The 22863-nt window shown below is 45.2% G+C and carries 13 protein-coding genes; 12 read left to right on the top strand and 1 reads right to left on the bottom strand.

The window, feature by feature from the left end; all coding sequences use genetic code 11:
• The first annotated feature begins 269 nt into the window (after positions 1–269).
• The 12 genes from Q0V21_RS18975 to Q0V21_RS18920 all read left to right on the top strand — a co-directional run bounded on the left by Q0V21_RS18975 (position 270) and on the right by Q0V21_RS18920 (position 21223).
• Positions 270–3449 (top strand): Ig-like domain-containing protein, encoded by a 3180-nt coding sequence (locus tag Q0V21_RS18975; protein WP_301880103.1) that lies wholly within the window; start codon positions 270–272, stop codon positions 3447–3449.
• Positions 3450–3593: 144 nt separating this feature from the next.
• A complete protein-coding gene (locus tag Q0V21_RS18970) occupies positions 3594–6194 on the top strand; it encodes a hypothetical protein (protein ID WP_301880102.1) in 2601 nt (866 codons plus the stop codon).
• Positions 6195–6334: 140 nt separating this feature from the next.
• Complete coding sequence (locus Q0V21_RS18965) at positions 6335–6901, top strand: hypothetical protein (RefSeq protein WP_301880100.1); 567 nt, start codon at positions 6335–6337, stop codon at positions 6899–6901.
• Between the two features lie 147 nt (positions 6902–7048).
• Positions 7049–7321, top strand: coding sequence for an alpha/beta-type small acid-soluble spore protein (locus Q0V21_RS18960; protein ID WP_079350342.1), 273 nt, complete (start codon positions 7049–7051; stop codon positions 7319–7321).
• Positions 7322–7578: 257 nt separating this feature from the next.
• A complete protein-coding gene (metK, locus tag Q0V21_RS18955) occupies positions 7579–8781 on the top strand; it encodes a methionine adenosyltransferase (protein WP_024631631.1) in 1203 nt (400 codons plus the stop codon).
• A 222-nt stretch (positions 8782–9003) separates the two neighbouring features.
• Positions 9004–12726, top strand: coding sequence for a SwmB domain-containing protein (locus Q0V21_RS18950; RefSeq protein WP_301880629.1), 3723 nt, complete (start codon positions 9004–9006; stop codon positions 12724–12726).
• A gap of 324 nt (positions 12727–13050) precedes the next feature.
• Positions 13051–15774: a stalk domain-containing protein gene (locus Q0V21_RS18945; RefSeq protein ID WP_301880099.1), complete on the top strand. Its 2724-nt coding sequence runs from the start codon at positions 13051–13053 to the stop codon at positions 15772–15774.
• A gap of 47 nt (positions 15775–15821) precedes the next feature.
• Positions 15822–16982 (top strand): sensor histidine kinase, encoded by a 1161-nt coding sequence (locus Q0V21_RS18940; protein WP_024631628.1) that lies wholly within the window; start codon positions 15822–15824, stop codon positions 16980–16982.
• Positions 16983–16986: 4 nt separating this feature from the next.
• The gene (locus Q0V21_RS18935; protein WP_024631627.1) at positions 16987–17709 is read left to right on the top strand and encodes a response regulator transcription factor; all 723 of its coding nucleotides are present in this window, start codon (positions 16987–16989) and stop codon (positions 17707–17709) included.
• A gap of 323 nt (positions 17710–18032) precedes the next feature.
• Positions 18033–18413, top strand: coding sequence for a hypothetical protein (locus Q0V21_RS18930; protein WP_301880098.1), 381 nt, complete (start codon positions 18033–18035; stop codon positions 18411–18413).
• 557 nt (positions 18414–18970) lie between these two features.
• Positions 18971–20869, top strand: coding sequence for a helicase-related protein (locus tag Q0V21_RS18925; protein ID WP_301880097.1), 1899 nt, complete (start codon positions 18971–18973; stop codon positions 20867–20869).
• Between the two features lie 24 nt (positions 20870–20893).
• Positions 20894–21223 carry a hypothetical protein gene (locus tag Q0V21_RS18920; RefSeq protein ID WP_301880096.1) on the top strand — a complete coding sequence of 110 codons (330 nt, stop codon included), beginning with the start codon at positions 20894–20896 and terminating at the stop codon, positions 21221–21223.
• A 14-nt stretch (positions 21224–21237) separates the two neighbouring features.
• Here the strand turns inward: Q0V21_RS18920 and Q0V21_RS18915 are convergent, their stop codons facing one another.
• Positions 21238–22857, bottom strand: coding sequence for a recombinase family protein (locus Q0V21_RS18915; RefSeq protein ID WP_301880095.1), 1620 nt, complete (start codon positions 22855–22857; stop codon positions 21238–21240).
• Positions 22858–22863: the final 6 nt, after the last annotated feature.

Genomic DNA, 22863 nt, shown 5'->3' with positions numbered 1-22863 from the left:
AATCTTGTCTATTTATTAGAAAAAATTTCTTTACGGCACGAGAGACCCATTGTATAATACGTAAGGTAGGATTAGGAAACTACTCTATTTACGTATGACTCTATCATTTATTCTTGTTTACAAGTTTCTGTGATATGCTCACAGACATCATTTATATTAACTTGCTCATAACTCTGGAAAGGGGGTGCGACAATAGAATGAGGAATACGAGCGACCCTATTAAAGAAAATTCCAATGTTATGAACGCCCAAGGAGGAGACAAAAAGGTTATGAAGAAAATTTTATCCGTAGCACTGTCTACAGCAATGGCATTCTCAATGTTTGCATCTGTAGCATTCGGTGACACAGCAGTAACACCACAACAACAGTTTGATGCATTGAAAGCAAAAGGTATCTTCAATGGTTACCCAGATGGCACAGCTGGTCTGGACAAAGAGATGACTCGCGCTGAGTTCGCAAAAGTTATCACTAAATTGTTGGGTCTGAAAGAGATCACTGGAACTCTTTCTTACAACGACAAAAACTACACAGCTAAGAACTGGGCTGTACCTTACATCGAAGCAGTAACTGCTGCGGGTATCATGGAAGGTAAAAACGTAGAGAAAAAAATCTTCGACTTCAATGGTAAAGTGACAGTAGCTGAAATGGCTACAATCTTGACTCGTGCACTTGATCTTGAAATCCCAACTGAAACTAACAACAATGCAGCAGCATGGGCTAAAGGTTATGTTCAAGCAGCGATCAACGCAGGTCTGATCGACGCTAACGCTAACTTCAGCGGCAACGCTTCCCGCGAATTGTTGGTAGGTGCAGCTTACTCTATCGATCAAGCTCAAAGCTTGAAAGTGGAATCTTACACAGTAACTGAAGCTGGTAAAGTAGTTGAGTTCAAAATCAGCGACGGCGAAACTGTAAAAGTAACTTTGGATAAAGCTCTCGAAGCTAACAAAGAAACTGAAGTGAAATTCACTTACAAAGATAAAGAGTTCACTGAGAAAGTTACTTATGTAGTAACTACAGCTACTAAGCTGGAAAGTGCAAGTGCTACTAACCTGGCTCAAGTAGTTCTGAACTTCGACGGTAAAGTTGACAAAAACACCGCAGAAGATGCTGACAACTATACTATTACCGAGCGTGATAGCAGTACTGCTAAATCTGTAAAATCTGCAGTTCTTTCTGCTGATGAAAAATCAGTGACTTTGACAGTTGCAACTGGTAGCGAAACTGGTTTCACTAACCAAGTAGCTTACAAAGTGAGCTTCAACAATGTTAAAGCTGGAGATAAAGTTTTGAGCGTTAAGGACCAAGAATTCACTCCAGTTGATTCCACATTGCCTGTTGTTGAGAGCGCTCAAGCTCTGGGTAACAAAACAATCCGTTTGGTGTTCAGTGAGCCAATCAAATCCGCAAACCCAGGTAACTTCCAAGTTGACGGAAACACTTTGGTTGGAACAACTAAAGTTACAGGTAACACTGTAATCGTTAAATTGTACACTGCTCTATCTGATGGTGCACACAAAGTGACAGCTACAAACGTTGAGGATTATGCTGGTTTCAAATCTTTGGCTAAAGAGTTGAGCTTTGATGTAGTTGCTGATACAACTGCTCCAACAGTTGCTGTAGAAAGTGCTACTTTCGAAGCAGTTACGTTGAAATTCAGCGAACCAGTTGACCCAGATACAGTGTTGGCTTCCAACATCTATTGGTTGCAAGGTTCTACTAAGAACTACGCTACTGGATCAGTACAACAAATTTCCGATGATACTTTCAAGTTCACATGGGCTAACAAGTTGCAATACGCAACTGATGTTTATGTGACTAACGTGAAAGATTACTCCGGTAATGCAATCGCTGCTGATACTAAAGTTGCAGTAAACCCTGTATTGGATCAAACTCGTCCAGAAGTTGTTAATGCTGAGCTGAAATCTGATGCTAAAACAATTACTGTGAAGTTCTCTAAAGCATTGGAAGCAGCTTCTGTAGCATCTAGCGACTTTGTGATCAAAGATGCTGATGGTAAAGAAGTAAGCAAATTGAAAACAACATCGGTTTCCGCTGATGCTAAAACTGTAACAGTTACTCTTGCTACTGCACTGACAGCAGGAAAAGCTTACACTTTGAACATTACTGGTGTTAACGACAACACTACATTGAAAAATGTAATTCTTCCTTACTCTAAAGAGTTGACAGCTAAAGATTCGACTGCTCCAGAGTTGGCTTCTAACACTGTAGTTAGAAATGCAACAAACAATACAATCACTGTAACCTTTAACGAGGCTATGGCAGTTTCTGGTGATGGTGCGGTTACTGATCGTGCTAAATATTCTTACTTCACCACTGAAGATGGATGGCAAGTGGTTCCTTCTTCCGTGAATATCAACGTTTCTTCTGATGGTAAGTCTGCAATTCTTGGTTTCCCGCAAAACATTCAAGTTTCCAAAGTTACAAAAGTAACAGTTCGCTTGGTTAAAGATGTTGCTGGTAACTACTTGAAGGATCTTACTTCTGGTGAGTTGGCTGTTGCTGATGCAGGTAATGTTACTTACAATGCTGCTGCTGCTACAGCTACAAACAAAATTGAAGTTGCATTCGATAAAGCTTTGCTTTCTAGCACAGTGACAGCTTCTGATTTCACTGTGAAAGCTGGTAACGCTGAACTTAGCGTAATTGGTGCAGCCTTGTCTTCTAGCAATTCTAATAAAGTTGTTCTTACGCTGGCTGATTCCACTAAGCTGAAAGAAAACGGTAAATTCGGTTCTGACAATTCAAGCGTTACTGTAACTGTTAGATCTGGAGCAACGACTTCTACTTCAGCTGGTGAAGTGATCAATGCTGATACTAAAACAGTAACAGATAGCATTGCAGCTACAATTGATTCTGTTAAGGGGTTAGCTAATGGTAACCTCCAAGTTACTTTCAATGAGAACCTTAAAACTGGTCAAACACTTGCAGACGTTGCAATTGACTTTGTTATCAAAAATGCTGATGATAAAGTGCTGGTTCCAGTTACTGACTACACAGTACAATCCATTAATGATGGTATCGTAACTATCAGTTTCACAGCTGATCAAAAAGGTGTGGCTGAAGTTTCTATCCCTAACCCAAGATACCTGAAAGATGCTTCTGATGTAGTTGTTGCATCTTCTGAGGCTAATCAAGTGGAACTTAAAGCGTTAGATGTTACAGCTCCTACTGCAGCTGATTTTACTAAATTGACTGTTGCAGCTACAGAGGTATCTGGTTCTGCTGGTGCAGTTGAAGCTAACGCAACTGTTAAAATCGTTGCTGATGGTGCTGCTGCAACTGCAACTGCTGTAGGTACAGCAACAGCTGCTGCTGACGGTAGCTTCGGAGCAATTACTGGTCTAGTAACAGGTACTGATTATGATCTTTATGTAATTGATGCTGCTGGTAATGCTTCCACTAAATTGGACATTACTACTCCTTAATTAACAGGTCATATATTTATTAGTTAAAAGGGTTAAATCTGATACTATATCAGATTTAACCCTTTTTTTATAACTTCGTAACTTTCTCCCCTTCCCAAACGTTTATACTATAATAGCAACAAGCAACTTATGGGAGGTTTGGAAGTGAATCAAAAGAAAATGTTTGTGAGCTTGCTCGCAAGTGCGTTGTTAATCAGTTCAACAGCTGGCATCGCCATGGCAGCGAGCACAACTAATAAAACGGCTGCCACCAGTTCAAATAGCAGTACATCGAAGAAAACGACAACAACAACGCAGAAGGTTGTACATACCTTGGGTAACCTGTCAGCTGTTAAAGTGACAGCACGAAGTTCCGTAAGATTAACAGATGTCAATATCTTGGCTCAGGACGATGGTAATGTGGTTACGTATACATTGTCGTACAAGAACAATGACAGCACCCCAATGATGATGCTCGATTACTGGAGCAAAGTGAAAACCAAGGGTGGAACATCGTTCTCGCCCAAACTGATTGCAAAAGATCAGGAAAAGAAAACAGTCGCGCCTGGATCAACGGTTGACCTAACCTATGTCATGAAAGTGGGTCGCGAAGTGAAACTCAGTGATCTGAACTTCCTCATCGTGAAATGGGATTTCAGTCAAGCTAACTATGAACGTACGCTGGGTAAGTTTAACGTGCCCGCATCCTATAGCATTACGACACCCGTAGGCAAACCAAAGACAGTTCGTCTAAGCGACTCTGCTGTGAAGGTGAAAGTGTCAGGGATTAAAGTGTTTCCAGGTGAAGATAAGAATCAGTATGTGAAAATTGGCGTGAATTTAAACAATATCAGTTATAAATTGCTTGAAAATCCGAATATCAAATGGATTTTACGTACGCCAAGTGGTACGAACTATCCCTTAACTCCGGATAAAGACAGTACCAATGTTAGCATTCAGGCACAGGCCAATAAGGCACTTAGCCTGATGGCATCTCTCCCTACGTCAGTGAAGCTGCAAAAGTCTGAGTTGTTGCTTGTAGAAGAACAGGGTGAAGAGAAGAGTGTTCTGCCTGTTGCTGCTCTGCAATTGCCAGAGGCTAGCAAGACGAATGTAGAGGTTGCTGCCAATCAGCCAAACATCATTTCTGTTGAAGGACAACGACTGTCCACATTGCTTGAATCTGCCAAAGTCCGAATCGATGATGGTGAGTATAGTCTTAATCTTCAAATGAAGCTCAAGAATGAAGGCAAGAAAGCCATTAAGGTGCCGACGTATACCTTCGAGGTACGTAATACAGACGGAACAGTTTATCCGATCGAAACCAAAGCTTTGGATACATTGAAATTGAACCCAGGCGATATCAAGACAATTAAGCTGAGTGCAACCCTTCAGGGTGATGGTAATACAAGCAAAATCAAGCTGTATGTAATGAGTCCGGTAGACAAAAATGAAAGCACAGAATCCACCACAACGTCTTCTCCAACGAATGGATTTGTTTTCTCCTATCCTGTAGGTGTCTATGCGATTCCTAAATCGGTATCCAGTGGAGATGGATTGACAACCGAAATGGTCATTAAGAATAACAAAGGTACATTTGGTGTGTCTTTTGGATCGTTACAGCGGTTGCCGTGGCTTGATAGTGATATTATTGCTGCAAAAGTGACTATTCGTAATGCAGGTAACAAAACAGTTCAACTTCCTGAACTTGAAGCAATGTTTATGATTGATTCTGCTGAGATTGAAGGAGACAAGAAGTTAATCTACACACAAAGTGGCAAGTTACTTGGAGCCGGCATGACAACCGAGGCGTACCTGTTGACCAAGATTCCTTCTGAATTACGTATATCTCGTCTGGAACTTAGTCTGAACGAGAAAGTTAGTGAGGAAGAAACGAATGAATGGATTACGTTAAATACGTCCGGATTAATTCCACCGGTATCTTATGTTGGAAGTGGTAAGACATATACTTTGGGTACTGCTGATAAAGAGACCGAAATGGGTGTGCGGAGAACGATTCGTTATCCGGGAACGTCATCGGACATCGTATATACCGAATTCGAAATGACGAACAAATCACTGCGTCAAAGTGGTCTCGGTAAACTAGTAGGATACTTCAAAACATCGGATGGCCAATATTACAGGGCAACAGCGAAACAAGCAGAGCGTTTGCCTGGACCGGGTCAAAAGTCGATTGTTACGTTCTGGGTTAAAATTCCGAAATCCGTTACCTTCTCTGACCTGCGTCTAATTGTGGGTGAAGGTATTGCAGACAGCAAGTTTGTAACCGGTGAAGGGGAAGCGACTGCTTATGTGAATGCTCTGGCATTCGAAGTACCGCCAACTTCCATTAGTGTTCAAGGCACGCTGACCAATATTAATCTCTACCCTTACTCCTGGACTGCCAACAGTGTGAGAGCATATCTGGCAGGAAGTTCGTCTGTACAGATCGAGATGAATTACAGCTTATCCCGTAATGAAGAGATTGAGATGGGTGAGAACGAGCATAAGTTAATCCTCACTCTGACGGACCAAGCAGGTAAATCATATGAGAAAGAGCTGACTTTGGGAACCGATCTGAAAGTGGGAACCAACCAGACACTGAGCTGGAGCGTAGAAGACAGCTTCTTCGAGAAGTTGCGTGGTGGTTCGTATCGCTTAAGCGTAGATGATCAGTTCCAGGGACAACGTATTCGTCTTGCAGAGCAAAGCTACGGATATGACCTGACCAAACTTCCGAAGGAAGAGCCTGTTGATATAAGATAGATGCATAGATTCGAATAATCGTTAGATTTGTCCACAAAACCTCGTTTCCACCCAAACGGAAACGAGGTTTTGCTTGTCGCATCCCTACTTTTTCTCTATAGTTAAAGTTAATAGATTACCAGAGGAGGAAAATGATTCACATGAAACCTTATATGAAAGTATCCCTTGCAGCGCTCGCGATTGGTGTTGGCGTGTGGGTCGGGTCGGTATACAGCAATACAGCCATCGGTGCAGGTACAAGCCAGCCAGGAACAGCAGACGATCCGGTTGTAACGAAGAGTTATGTAGACCAACAGATTCAAAAGGCATTGGGTGGCGGTGCTAGCACAGGTTCTGGTAACTCATCCGGTAATAACTCCGGCTCTACAGGAACCGGGAACTCCGGTAGCACAGGTGGAGATACTTCGCTTCCTCCACTGGTATCAGGCGCATCTGATGCCGTTGAGATCGTAACCGTGAAGCCAGGTCAACAGCTAATCGGCAAGTCTGGCGCGGAGTTCATTGTACGTAGCGGTAAAGCTGTGATCGTCAGTGAAGGTACGAATGGTGTAGCGGATCTGACGGACGGGATTGACCTGACAAATGGACAGGCAGCGCCGACCAATCACCTGCTCTCTTTTCCAAGGGATGGACGAGGGATCACGGTATTGGAAGGAAACAAATACAGCTTAACTGTAATGGTTCGTGGTGGATATACTCTGAAATAGGATTTGTAGCTTTTAAAGGAATTATTCATTAGTTATACTTTTCATTTGCTCAGATTACCCAGTTCTAACAAACATTAATACGGCTAGCCAGCCTTGTTCCTGCTCACTCTATAACTGTAAAAAACCAAAACCGGAGGTGCAGGGATCATGGCTAGAAGAAACAGCAAAGTGGTGCCGGAAAGTCGTCAGATGTTGGATCAGATGAAGTATGAAATTGCTGCTGAGTTTGGTCTGAATGTGGGATATGGAGGTAGAGGTCTTGCTGGTGCAGATACCGAATTTGGTTCTGAATTGGGTGAGGTGAGTGATCACTCCTATGGCCAGTATAAAGGCTGGGGCCATCTGACTTCCCGTGAAAATGGGTCGGTCGGTGGAGAGATTACGAAAAGGCTGATTCGCCAGGCAGAGCAGCACTTATAGGGTGTTTTCCTTATCCCCATTTGTTTGACACGTCTTGACAAATACGTTAAGATGGCAGTTGAGGTACGCAGCCTTTTCCACTAGGGAAAGGTTGATTTTTTGTTGAGGCCATTACCTGAAAAATCCTTATCTTCGTAACTGCGGACCCTGCGTCCTTATTCCGCCCGGAAAGCTTTCGAGGGTACAGTGAACGAATCAACGTAAATGTTTTGTTCGGGCAATCGCCATACTACTGGTTATGGGAGGTTGAAACTTCAATGTCTATTAAAGGCCGACATCTATTCACATCGGAGTCTGTAACTGAAGGACATCCGGATAAAATTTGCGATCAGATTTCGGACGCCGTGTTGGACGCGTTCCTGGCGAATGATCCAAACGCTCGTGTAGCGTGCGAAGTTTCCGTGGCTACAGGCCTTGTGCTTGTCATCGGTGAGATCAGTTCAGCGTCTGAATACGTGGACATTCCGTCCATCGTTCGTAATACGATTAAGGAAATTGGGTACACTCGTGCCAAGTTCGGTTTCGACTTCAATACATGTGCAGTTCTGACTTCTCTTAACGAGCAGTCTGCTGACATTGCACAAGGCGTTAACGCAGCTCTGGAGAACCGTGACCCGGAACAAATGGCTCGTGAAACAGAGAATATTGGTGCTGGAGACCAAGGTCTAATGTTTGGTTTTGCAACCAACGAAACACCTGAACTCATGCCTTTGCCAATTGCATTGTCTCACCGTATCGCTCGCCGTTTGGCTGAAGTGCGTAAAAACGGTACATTGGAATATCTTCGTCCGGATGGTAAAACTCAAGTAACGATTGAATACGACGGTGACAAACCGGTACGTGTTGATACAATCGTCGTGTCTACTCAGCATGCTGAAGAGACCACATTAGAGCAGATCCAAAAAGACATCAAAGAACATGTAATCCTGCCAGTCGTTCCAGCTGAATTGCTGGATGAGCAGACTAAATATTTCATCAACCCAACAGGACGTTTCGTTATTGGCGGACCTCAAGGAGATGCAGGCTTGACTGGACGTAAAATCATCGTAGATACCTACGGCGGTTATGCACGTCACGGCGGTGGTGCGTTCTCCGGTAAAGATCCAACAAAAGTAGACCGTTCCGCAGCTTATGCAGCTCGTTATGTAGCGAAAAACCTTATTGCTGCAGGTCTTGCCGACAAAGTGGAAATCCAGCTCGCTTACGCGATTGGTGTAGCCAACCCGGTATCGATCAACGTAGATACATACGGAACAGGCAAAGTCAGCGAAGAGAAATTGGTTGAGCTTGTGCGTAACAACTTCGATCTTCGTCCAGCTGGTATCATCCGTATGCTGGATCTGCGTCGCCCAATCTACAAACAAACAGCTGCATATGGTCACTTCGGCCGAACAGACCTGGATGTTCCTTGGGAACAAGTGGACAAGGCGGACGTTTTGAAAGAGCAAGCAGGTCTGTAAGTTAACGATACAGTCATCAATAGAAGCCCTTGGTTCCGATAAGGAATCAGGGGCTTTTTGCATACTCAAATATCGAATTACTGAAAGGGTCAATAGACTAGATTAATATTCCTTTTATTCCCTTTTAGCTAAAAAAAAACTACGATATGACCGACATACATAATGAGGTCTGTATATCAGACATTAGGAAAAAATCAGATTGAGGGGGAAGGATGGGTGTTTATGAAAAATATGGCCCGTAAGGGATTAGCAAGTCTAATGATTCTGATGTTAATTACACAAGGCTGCTTCACGGGATGGTTGGGAATGGAGCCTGCATATGCTGCTGAAGATCTGGCGGGGAAAGGTATTAGCGCGACTTTACCTTTAGTAAATGCTACGAATGTAAGTACCTCGGCACCACTAGTGATTGAATTCATCAACCCTGTTAAGAAAGTAACAAATTCTAAAGAGACAATTACAATTCGAAGAGTCCAGGATGATTCCATCGTGGCAGAGATTGCTGTAAATAGTAGTGACGTTACTATTGTTCCAGACAATATAAACACAGATCCGGAACTTGGAAAAATGGTGAATATTAAACCATCTGAGTCATTACCTAATGGTAATTTATATGTCATGGTGGGTGGTCAGTCTTTTGTTTATGCGGATAATCAGCGCTTTGTGGGATTAAACAAGGAGTGGACTTTCCATACAGAGGGAATTGCTACAGCCTTACTTGTGGGACGAACTCCTGTTAATGCTGCTTCAGGTGTATCTCCTTCTGCGAATATTCAGCTTACATATAATCGAGCTGTAATAAATGGCGCAGGAAAAATGCAAATTTATCAAGGTAATACCTTATTCGAAGAGATTGATGCGAATTCATCTCAGATTAGTTTTAACGCTGACAGAACGACGGTAACCATTGATCCAGCGAGGAATTGGAGTAATAATAGTACGATATACATAGCTGTACCGGAAGGTTTTTTCCGAGATACACAGGGGAATGATATAAGTTCAATACAGCGAAGTGATTGGGGATTCAATGTTATCTCTGATCCGACAGCATTAACTGTGTCATCCCTGTCTCCTTCAAATGGAGCAGCTGGAGTATCGCTCACCAGTGAACTGACATTAACATTCAACAAAGAACTGGATACCGCTTATACCGGGTCAGCGATTTTGAAGAATACCAATGGGGGAACTGTGACGGCGACCACTCTCATCAACAGTTCGAACAATAGGCAGTTACGTATTATTCCACAAACGAGTCTGATGAGTAACACCACGTATTCTATAGATATTCCGGCTAATGTTTTCCGTGACAAATCCGGTAATCTCTTTACAGGCTTGACGGGTGCAAGCTCGTGGTCCTTCAGAACACTGGCATTGGATACAACGGCTCCTGTACTTAAGACAGCGAAGATGTACAGTAATACGATCATTCGGTTGACGTATGACGAGTTACTCTCAGGCCTTGATCCCTTTTCCTCAAGCTTCACAGTCACGGTTAACGGAGAGAATCGAAATGTAAGTACATCTTATGTTTCGGGAGATAGCGTGTATGTTGTCCTGGATACTGGTGTAGCGGTGGGACAAGTAGTGAGAATAGCCTACACTCCCGGAACTGGGACACGTAAAATTCAAGATCTGTCACTTAATGCAGCAGCAGCGTTTTCTGCAAGAGATGTGGAAAACGGTCTGGATTCCATCATGTCGAAGCCACGCGAAGGCACGGCATATACGAATACGATTAGTCTCTATTATCCAGAAACGGTATATGTCAATTCAAGTGAGGCATACAAACAATTTAGTGTGTCTGCGGACGGGGCACCAGTGGGTGTAAGTAGTATGTCTACCAATACTAGTTCACTTGTCACTCTTAACCTCAGTCGTGCGATTACGAATGGAGAAGTTGTTCGTGTGGCTTATCAGCCTACTGAGTGGCCGATAAAGGATAGCCGAGGGCAGGCACTTGCAGGATTTAGCGGGTTCTATGTGCGAAACAGTACAGATACGAAGCCACCTGAATTTCAGAATGCTGAGGTGAGTGGCAATAAGCTCTGGATTTACTATAACGAACCGTTAAACCGATTAAACAAGCCGTTAAACAGCCAGTATTCTGTACTGGTAGATGGAAAAGCCGTATTCGTTAAGGATCTGGAAATTGAGGATGATCTTGTGACGCTAACATTGGCATCACCTGTGACAAGCGCACAGATTGTGACACTCTCTTACGTTCCAGGTACGAATCGTCTCACAGACATGAATGGTAACCACGCAGGCTATTTGGAACTGGTTCCCGTGACATATACATATGGGAACGGAACCATCTTGTCTGGTGTGTTACAAGGAGATACTGTGCTGATTAACTTCCGAAATGGATTAAAAACAGAGGCATCTTTGTCTCCAGCACAGTTCAAGGTACAGCTCAACGGCACAAATTTCACCGTTAATTCCGCTTCTGCCTCAGGCACTGTTGTTATCCTGAAGTTATCCGGATCAGTGCCTGCATTAGCAGCAGGACAAACGGGTACAGTTAGCTACACAGCAGGAGGTGCAGTTGCACTCAGAAATGCACTGAATGCTGAAGTAGGGACATTCGGTCCACTGACATTGCAGCAAAGCACAGACTCCAATTCTACCGGTGGGAGTACTGGGGTGGAGGGACGTCCTTCTTGGCTCACTGAATGGAGCGCAGCGGAATCCGGATTTGGGCAAGCTATTTTTGTAATGAGTAGCGATACGGCAGCAGTACAAAGTGCGACCTCGCATAATAATCGTTCATCAAGACAATATATCATTGATGAGACGAAGCTTGGGCAGGCGTTTGACTACGCGTCTTCAATCCAAAAAATAGGTCAACCTGTATTGTTTGAGGTTCCAGCAACTGAAGAGAATGCATATGTAGGAATTCCCTTCCACAGGTTGTCTCAGATCGCTGCGAGCTACCGAACAGGCACAATTGGCATAAAGTATAAAGAAAGTATATGGAGTATTCCCTTGTCACAATTGAATCTGGTATCCATGGGACAAAGTGCGGGCATAACGACTTCTCCGGGTGCTTCTGTACTATACGTACAACTGGAGTCTGTTCCTAAACTTTCTTCAGGCACCCTGGAATATATGTTATCACGGTCCAACGCTCAAAGTTTGGCAGATGCAACAGATATATATATCACTCTATACAATGGAAATACCGGAAAAAATGTGGAGCAAAATATCAAGAGTCAGTATTCTATAAAATTACCAGGCAATACTTCAACGATTTTAACCGGATTTACAGCTGTTGATTCCAGCACAAACTCACTCTCTTATGTGCCAACGGCATATAGAAGTACATCAACTGGAATAGTAGCTAGAGGGTTGTTAAATGGTAATCAAACTGTGGCTCCAGTTACTCATTTGGTCAACTATCCGGATAAAAAGTACTGGGCATATAATACAATTAATGAGTTGGCCTCAAAATGGATTATTAGCACTGATTTGTCTTTATACAAACCTAATCAGAAGATCACCAGAGGTGAATTTGCAGAAATGGTTGCTAAAGGGTTAGGTCTTCAAGGGAATCTTGAAGCCGCCAAACGGTTTAGTGACGTTAAAGCCAAGAGTCCGACAAGTGCTTATATTGGTGCGGCAGCAGAAGCTGGCATTATTTCTGGAGTCAATAAAACTACATTTAAACCGGATAGCTTGATTACTAGGGAGCAGATGGCAATCATGATTATTCGGGCGATGGATTATGTGGGACAACCTGTATATCTTCAAACATCTAAGAAAGAAATATTATCTCCTTTTAAGGATAAAAAGGAAATTAAGTCCGAAGATGCGGTTGCCAAGGCAATTCAGGCAGGGGTCGTTCAAGGCGTTAGTTCAACAGAATTCAGTCCCCTTCAAAAAGCAACAAAAGTCCAAGCGGCAGTAATGCTAAAACGTATGCTTAACCGAATTGGATATATGTAAAAATAAAAAATGTTACATTTCTGAAGAAGAAGCATAGCAGATGTGAGTCTGGATCATATGCTTCTTTTTTTTGCGTAGAAAATAAATAAGTCGTTATAAGCTTTATGAAAGAATCAAGAATATACATACGAGAGAAAGAATTTCCTTGGGGTGGTATCCAAATCTTCTAATGATTGAGTGCTAATATAGGATACAGGCGTAACTTTTTCCACAAAAAGTAGTCTATTAATAGAAGAGTATACTAGAAATCTCGCTATCTGCTGCCACGTGGTAGAGATCGTGATATCTAAGATTGATATACAAGATGGGAGAGACGTTTCAAACATGCTGGGGAAACAAGGGAAACGGCTGAACGACGTTAAGGGTAGCAAGGCGAAGAAATGGGCGATTGTGACGCTGGCAGGCGTGATCTGGATTGCACCGGTTCTGGGAGCGGGACAACAGGTGTGGTCGGGAAGTTCATGGCAGTCAGTAGCCGCTGCGGCATCTACAACGACAAGCAAATTAAGTGAAGAAATTCTGACTTCGGGTGCGAAGTTGATGAAATACAGTTATACAACAACACGTTCCGGCTCGAAGGTGAACGTATTGGCGGACGTCATTCAAGTGGATTTGCAGAATCCTTATGTGAAGCTGGACGTCATGACAGGCAAGGGCGGCAATCTGAACAGTAAACAAAGCACGGGTGGCATGGCCAAGGAAAATGGTGCAGTAGCCGCTGTGAACGGCGATTACTTTAATGTATCCGGGGAACTGGCACCGATTGGTGGACAGGTCTCGGATGGGGTCCTCGTGTCTACACCATCGGAATTGTCAGGCATGTATGCCCTCACCGTAACCAAGGACGGCAAGCCGATGATTGATGAATATTCATTCGATGGCACGGTGAAGGCAGACGATGGTTCAACGTTTGCTTTGCGTGGGATAAATAAGGAGGATTACACGGTCGAATCGGGCTCGGTGAAGTACAGCCATGCCAATTCGATGTATATTTATACACCGGCTTGGACGTCCACGAAGCGGCCTAATGATCCTTCTACCACACCAACTGAGGTACTTGTGCAGAACGGTGTAATTACCCAGATTTCCGATAAAAAGGCGTTAGACATGACGGTGCCGGAAGATGGGTATATTTTGCGTGCGCATGGAACGGCAGCGACATGGATTATGACTCACCTCGCAGTTGGGCAGACGCTGAATGCGGATTACAAGCTAAAAGCCAAAACAACTGGAGAATCCGTTGATCCGAGCAAACTGCAGATGATGATTGGTGGTCATACCATTCTGGTGAATGGTGGCAAGGCGGCAACGTTTTCCCGCGATATTGTAGCTTCCGGGATCGGTGGTGTTCGTGCCAGAACGGCAGTAGGGTATTCTCAGGATGGTCGATATGTCTACATTATTGCAGCGGAGAAAAACAGTAATAGCAGCGGCATGTCGCTGACTGAACTGCAATCCTTCATGACCAGCATTGGTGTATGGAAAGGCATGAATCTGGACGGAGGCGGCTCCACAACGATGGTAACTCGTCCGCTCGGCGAGGAGACAGCAGGACTTACGTTCAATACGGAGTACGGTACAGAGCAGCGTCAGGTCGTAAACACGCTGGGCGTGTTCTCTACGGCGCCGGAAGGCAAGCTGAAGGGCTTTGCCGTGAGTGGCAGCCAAACGTTGCTGGTAGGGCAAGAGGGCAAATATACAGCCAAAGGATACGACACCTACTATAACCCGATTGCGACAGGCGATATCAAAATGACGTGGAAATCGAGCAACAACGGCATCGTGAGTGTAAGTAATGGAACGATCAAAGGTTTGAAACCAGGTACAGCGACGCTGACCGCAACAAGTAACGGTGCTTCATCTTCCATTAAAGTAACCGTGCTGGGTGGCAGTGAACTGGCTTCACTGACAGCAGGATCTGGCTTGGGATCGCTCCAAGCGGGCACAACGATCTCCATTCCGGTGACGGCGAAGACCAAAGACGGACAAAGTGTAACGGTTCCGGCGGACTCGCTGACATGGGAATTTATCGGTTTCAAAGGTAAAGTGGCTGCAGACCAATTAACTGTATCTTCTGTGAATTCCGGTGCTCAGGTGGGTTATGCAATCGGTCGTTACGACGGTTACAGCACGGTGGTTGTGCTCTCCGCTGCGGCAAGTGAAACGATATGGGAGAACTTCGAAAATGTAAGCTACCCGATCAACTTCACCACCAACGCAGCAGGTGTAACCGGATCGGCTTCCGTGACAGCTGGAACAGGTGAAAAAGCGGGCTCCAAGGTGCTGCAGCTGAGCTATGACATGACCGCGGGAATAGGTAAAATGTATGCTTATGCCCAACTGAACGGTTCCACTGGCAAAGAGGTATCTGCGACAGCTACATCCATGTCGATGGATGTTATGGGAGATAAGAGCCTGAACTGGCTGCGTGCTGAATTTACTGATGCCAGTGGCAAAACAGTTTATGCCGACCTCGCTAAAGCAATTGATTGGGACGGTTGGAAAAAGCTGAACGTGGACCTGAATGGGCTGAACATTGCTTATCCGGCGAAGCTGAAACGGGTTTATGTGGTGAATGTGGAAGAAGGTCAGGATGAGCGTGCGAAGACAGGCACGGTTGCTTTTGACAACATTGCTTTCACCATGCCATCCAAATCCAGTGAAGTAGGGTTGCCTACAGGAACTGCTTCGCTGGTGCTTGGACAGAAATCCATGACGGTGAACGGAACGAAAAAGGCAATCGACGCCGCACCTGTGCTGAAAAATGGAACAACCTATGTTCCAATCAAGCATGTATTGGATGCTTTTGGCGGACAGGCGAGCTGGGACAGCAGAAATCAACGGATTACTGTTGTGCGTGGTGGTAAGCTAATCGATCTGGTTGTAGGTCAGAAAGAATTCATTATTAATGGTAAAAGACAAAGCGCAACAGTCGCACCTTATGTATCTGGTGGCAGGACTTTAGTCCCTCTCAGACTCGTTTCGGAGCAGCTTGGACTGACTGTAAAATGGGAACAGAACACGAAGACCGTTACCATCTCATCGTGATATGGTATGATATATACCGGAAACGATAGAAATGGAGTCGAACAAACGTGGATTTACAAGCCGATGCCATAGACCGCGTCATAAAAAACGCCATTCAAGTCATGGAAAACAGTAAATATCAAATGTTTGAGATTATGGACTCAACCCGTAATGAGCTGAAAACGCTGAACGAGGAGTTGAAGTCGGTTCTGAAGGAGACGGCGGAAACGATCGAGAAAGTAGATCAATTGGAGCTGAACTACCGCCGCTCCCGGATCCGGCTAACCGAGGTTAGCCGTGACTTCGTCCGTTATTCCGAGCATGATATCAAGCAGGCGTATGAAAAAGCGACGCAGTTACAGCTGGATCTGATGATTTACCGTGAAAAGGAAATGTATCTGAAAGCCCGTCGGGATGATCTGCAGAAGCGTGCCAAAAATGTGGAAGCTTCGGTGGAGCGCGCCGAGACGATCGGTTCCCAGATGGGGGTTGTACTGGAGTATCTGTCGGGTGAGTTGGGTCAAGTGACCCGTATTATTGAATCCGCCAAAAATCGACAAATGATTGGTTTGAAAATAATTTTGGCCCAGGAAGAAGAGCGGAAACGCATTGCCCGTGAGATCCATGACGGACCTGCACAGATGCTCGCAAATCTAGTGCTTAGGACGGAAATTGTAGAAAGAATGCTCATAAAGCAGGATTTTAAGATGGTCCAGGCCGAAATAGTAGATTTGAAAGGCCAGGTTCGTTCGAGTCTTGGAGAAATGAGAAAAGTTATTTTCAATTTGCGTCCTATGGCACTGGATGACCTGGGATTGATTCCGACGCTTCGGAAGTACGTGCAGGATTTTGAAGAAAAAACAAAAATCCGCTCGCTTTTTGAAACGAGAGGCAAGGAACATCGTTTGTCTTCCGCAATGGAGGCAGCGATCTACCGCCTCGTGCAGGAAGGTCTGTCCAATGCTGCAAAGCATGCTTATCCCACTTATGTTGTAGTGGAAATTACATACCAGGCTCAGCTCGTCAAAATTGTCGTGCAGGACAATGGGCTTGGATTCAAACCGGAGCTTCTTGCGAAGAAGAGCAAGGATCATACCCACTTCGGTCTGATTGGGATGAGAGAGCGGGTTGAACTGTTAGAAGGAAGAATAGAGATCGAATCCGCGGAAAATCAAGGAACCAAAATAGTGATTCATATCCCGACAAACGTGGATAAGGGAAAGGAGTAGCAGGATGGAAAACCGTGATACTGGTAAAGCATCAATTAAAGTTCTTTTGGCTGATGATCATCAGCTGTTCCGTGAAGGTCTGAAACGCATTTTAAATATGGAGGACGACATTGAGGTCATCGGCGAATGCGGCGATGGAATTCAGGTGCTCGAATTCTGTAATCAGGATAAACCGGATATCGTATTGATGGACATCAATATGCCGGTAGAAAACGGGGTTGAAGCAACGGAGAAATTGCGAGAGCTGTTCCCGGATGTCAAAGTCATTATCTTGTCTATTCATGATGATGAGAGCTACGTGTTCGAGACGCTGCGTAAAGGCGCTAACGGATATTTGTTGAAAGACATGGAGGCCGAGTCCCTGATTAATGCGATTCGTTCCGTTCATGAAGGTCATGCATTCATCCACCCTAAAGTAACGGGCAAACTGATCATGCAGTTGCGTCGTATGACGTATCTTAATGAGACAGGGGCAATGAGCGAGGGGGCTTCGAAAGAGGCAGGCGTTAAATTTGTCGCTGGCGACAACAATCCGCTTACTCGTCGTGAGGCTGAAGTGTTGCGTCTGATGGCTGAAGGTAAGAGCAATAAAATGATTGGTGAGTTCCTGTTCATCAGTGAAAAGACAGTAAAAAACCATGTCAGCAGTATTCTGCAGAAGATGGAAGTGGACGATCGTACGCAAGCGGTTATCAACTCGATCAAATATGGCTGGGTTACGCTCTAATATACAATTGTAATTATGTAGTGTGTTGTTAACAAATATAGGCTTCTGTTTACTCGCGCCCATTCCAAGATATTGGACTGGTTAGCGGGTTAATGGACTTTATTACAGCAAATGATCAAAGTGTGAAGCTGTGTAGAACTTACGTTAGCTTCGGCATGAATGAGTGAACGACCTGGCCTGTCTTCTTCGTCCAGTGTCGATCAGAATGGAATATGAGCGTTCGGGATTTGCAAGTGTAACCCTTCAGGGGATGCAGCATATACTGCTGTATACAGGGATGTTCGCCATGGGTGAGCATGACCTTCCGAGGAGGTGCAGTTGCCATGGTTGCTCATCTGACTATGATTCTGCTCATATACTTCCTGGCGGCAATGGCCGTTCATGCCATGCACCAGCGCGATCTTTCTCGTCCGGACCCCGAAGGCTACGAGCAGATTCTGCTCATTCCTTCCAATCAGGAGCAGCGGATTGAAGGTATTGTAAGAGCGCTTTGCCGGGAATTATTTTACCGTGGAAAGAGCTTCACATTGACGGTTGTCGCTGATCGTACGGAAGCCGAAACGGTTCGAATCATTGAAAAGCTTATGCATAGGCAAGGAATGGAGTTATCCTACTTATCTGCTGTCCCTTCCGATATGGAGCAGGGGAATCAGACAGGGAATCGTTCTATTCGCCTTATCGATTTGCGTGAGCCGAAGCAGTAGTTGCTTTTTTCGGGTTAAAATCATTATCCGTACGAAATGCTGAGACAGACCGGCTAAAGAATGTCATCAGTCAAAAAGTACTTTTAATGAAGTCATACCTGCTTGCCAAGTTAAGCTTGGATTTCATAAGTTCGAGGTTAAAGATTACAGCGTATGCTGTAGTCTTTTTTTGTCATTGTAGCCAAGCTTGCTGATAAATTAAATATGGGTTTTTATGCAATGTATGGTTATTGCAGGGTTTCTGTTCTTCTTTAGTTAACAATCAGAAGCTTTTTGAAATCAGAACTCTTAAGTTAAAAGTATAGACGGTACGGATTGGAAAAAGTTTCGCGTATTCAAAGAAAGATTATCATTAATAAGAGAATTGGTAAAAGGATATGATGAAGAGGATTTGGAATTACAATAACTTGTAACACAACTCGACGATTGATATAGTGGTAGTACAAATGGATATGATTTGATTGGGATGGACATGAAGCACATGCTCCGACGAAAAGTCGGGTTGGCATGTGCTTTTTTTTGCGTTTCGGGATATTGAAGCTGAGGGAGGAGAGCAGATGAAGGTTGGTTTATATGTGTGTCAAGTGAGAGAAGGGTGGAAGATGATTCTATCACTGGATATCCGAGTGGATGTGGCGTGGTGGCTTGAGGGGGTGAGCGGACAGCGGGTGTTGCGATGGTTGCTGTTAGGCAGGGAGCTGCCTTTAAGTCAGGCCTCATGGATGGTAGAGAATTTTGAGATGGAGCGAGGGATGGATCAGTGGGGAGGGGAGCATTGGAAGGCGTATATGCAGCGCAAAGTGGATGGGTACGAGCGGGCCTCCGGGGAACTGGAGCCTAGGGGAGAGATGGCGGGTAATGTAGGGAGTGCCGCTGAAAGAGGTGCGGAGGTGGGCGGGATGGCAGAGCCATATCCCGCGGGGGAGTGGGCTCAGCTGGAGCGGGGCGCGGCCCTGCTGGCTGAGCGGCTTCGCGGCCGCCAATTGCTGGCGGCCGAGGCAGAGGCGCTGCTGGCGGACACAGCGCCGCAGCTTGCCTCGGTTTGGCGCGCGGCTGCGCAGCTCGCGCACCTATGGGGGCGGCTGAGCATAGCAGCCGCCCTGAAGGCGCCTGCCACGCGGCGGCGACGCCTCGCGTGGCTTGGTCGCGCGCACAGCGCGCCCCGCTGCCGCCGATGCGGCAGCTTTGCCGGGCAGCGCGTGCCCTGCGCTGCCTGCGGCCTGGCGGCGTGCGCCTACTGCGAGGCATGCCTCGCGCTGGGGCGCAGCCGTGCTTGTGCGCTGCTGCTGCTTAGCGCAGCGCCAGGAGCCATGCCACGACGCGGTGAAGCATCGCGTCGTGGCATGGCCGTTGACCCCACCGAGGGCGGACTTGCCCGGTGGGGGTTGAGCCCGGCGCAGAGCGCGGCGGCTGCCGAGGCGCTGGCGTTTTTGGCCCAGTCATCCGCAGGGGATGGGCCGGGGCGGTTTTTGCTGTGGGCCGTGACCGGGGCCGGTAAAACCGAGATGATATTCCCTTTGCTCCAATACATATTGGAGCGCGGTGGACGAGCTCTTGTCGCTACGCCGCGGCGGGATGTCGTGCTGGAGCTTGCCCCTCGTTTGGCGAAGGCGTTCCCTAACATCTCGCTCGCTACACTATACGGAGGCAGCACCGAGCGCTGGAAAGACGCACAGCTCACACTCGCGACAACGCACCAACTGATGCGTTTTTACCAGGGATTCGATCTCGTCATTATCGACGAACTCGATGCTTTTCCCTATCACAACGATCCTATGCTCGCTCATGCTGCAGCCTCCTCGTGCAAACCTCATGGACACTTTGTATACCTGTCTGCTACGCCGCCAGCTCGGCTGCAGAAGGAAGCCGCTCAGGGGGGACTCGCTCACGCCAGAGTACCGGTTCGTTTTCATCGCCATCCTCTTCCTGTGCCACACCTGATGAAAATGCCTACCGTCGCTGAATGTATTCGGAAGCGGGAGCTGCCCGCCACACTAAAAAAGAGCATTCAAACCTCCTTGCTGCGGGAAGCTCAATTATTTGTTTTTGTGACACGAATCGCTCAGATTGAGGCATTTGTAAATCTCATGCGTCGCATGTTTCCACAAATTCATATCGAAGGAACATCATCCCAAGATCCAGATCGTGCGAGCAAGGTTATTGCTTTTCGTGAACGGACCATACGTCTGCTCGTGACCACCACTATCTTGGAGCGAGGCGTCACCATTCCCCGTAGCGATGTATTCATTTTGGATGCGGATAATAGCCTATTTGACGAAGCGTCTCTGGTGCAGATGGCGGGCAGAGCAGGTAGATCTATGGATGATCCAGCTGGAAGAGTCGTCTTTGCATCATCCCGTCGTACACGTTCTCAGGTCCGAGCAGTGGCACAGATCCGAAAGATGAATACCATCGCCCGCCGCAAAGGATACCTGCACCCACCGTCTCATCCATAAATTCAACTTTGGAGGCTCACACTTATGCCCATCTGGCTAAACGATTTAACCGATTATTTGCACCAGCTTACCCATCGTCTGCATAACCTGCTCGCCCCACCAGGAGCAACTTGCCTGACCTGTGGAACCCGAGCGATCCTTTCAACAATTTATCCAGAGGTATGTACCCGATGTGTGCAGCAAATTCCGTGGATTCGTACCATTCGCTGCTTGCGCTGTGGTCGAGGAATAGGTTGCCCGGACTGCGTCCGACCACACATGCAAAACCGTTCTTTCATCCTCAACCGCAGCGCCGTTCAGTACAATGCTTTAATGAAGGAATGGATTGGCATGTACAAATACACAGTGCGATGATAGACTCTTTTTGGTCACAAGTCTTTCCAAGTTATATCAAGGTTAAAGTGGGGGTTTCGTCTAAATCCTGGCCCAGGCTTGTCGAAATAGATGCATTCAATAATCTCTTTTAAAAGATCGTTTTTATCTTTAGGGAATTCTAAATGTTCGAAGGTATCAACTACGTTTTTCAATCGTGGGACAAAATTGTTCTTCTTAGCAGCTTTAATTTTTTCAGCATTGAGATCTTCACTGGCTTGTTTGAATTGTTCGTTAAGATCGTCAATCTTCTTGGATATCGTGGATTGTCGTTCAAGGAAAGTGTCCAAAGTATAAATTTCTTGTTCTAAATAGTCATGCGCATTTGCTAATTGCTTTTTAGCTTTTACAAGCAACTTATTTAAGTTACTCACTTTTGTTTCCAAATCTTCAATGATGTCTTGCTTAGAAGCAGTAATGAAGTTAGGATCTGCTATTACTTCGGCATAAAACTCCTTCATCTGTTTAACCAGTTGTTCTTCTACATAGATATAGGCTATTGAGTGATTTTCCTTACAGTTCAATACAGGGCAAATAATTTGGTGCTTATTTCTGGGTTTAGAATAGTTAATAGCGTAATTCATCATATTTCCACAATAGTGACATTTAAGCAAAGTGGCCAGCGGATTTCTGAAAACCGTATTCCGTTTGTTCTTTGCGGTATTGGCTTCTTTAATTCTTCTTTCAACTTTTTCGAAATCTTCTTCAGAACATAGTGGAATATGGGTGTTTTTTGTAACAGACCACTCTTCTTTAGGGATTGGAATTACCTTATAGGAACCGTCCTCAAGTTTAATATATTTTTTCTTCCCGAACACACATACACCGGTGTAAACAAGGTTTTTAAGCATTCTGTGCACATTTTTATAATTATATGAGCTGCTTTTCCAAGGGAAAACAGTTTCAATTACCAACCTATCTAATATAGTTTCCATCTTCTCTCCCGCAGCAAACCATTTAAAAATGTTGCGGACGATTTGGTGTTGCTCAGGATGAGGGTACAATTTTAAGTTGGGCATTTCAGATGCGTTCTTCTCGTACTCTTGGATGAGATGGGGAAAGTTAGTTTTGAAGTCGAGCCCTTTAATATACCCAAATGGTGCATGGGTCCATATATAGTTTCCTCTGCTGGCAGATCGTTTTCTACCATCCTGTAATCTTCGTTTAGACTGTTTATACTCATATCGAGCACCCATTCCTTTGTAATCCATGTACAACTCATCGGCTTCATCTTGCAGATCGACAATTTTGTACGGGGTTATGATATATGCATTTGATTCTTTAAAGGCTCTTTCTATTCTACCTTGATCTATCTTATCGCCACGTCCGAGGCGATCCTCGTCCATAACGCCGACCCATTTGATTTCGCCGCTTCTAAGCATTTCCAGAGCCTTTTGCATTTTTGGTCTCTCGGCAATAAATTCCCCACTCACTAGCTCTTCAAAGAGATCTACAACATGAAGTTTGTACTTCTTTGCCATCTCCAGAAGCGCAATTCTATGTTTTTCTAAAGTATCATAAGGTTTGCCATTAGCAGCAGCCTCTTTTTCAGCTTCAATATCTTTTCTTGATTTTCTTGAGTAAAGCAATCCTGGTAGTCCTTCAAGATTTATCATCTTAAT

The organism is Paenibacillus sp. 11B (assembly GCF_030487755.1).
Taxonomy (GTDB): Bacteria; Bacillota; Bacilli; order Paenibacillales; family Paenibacillaceae; genus Paenibacillus; species Paenibacillus vandeheii.
This window is presented reverse-complemented; position numbering and strand designations above follow the sequence as displayed.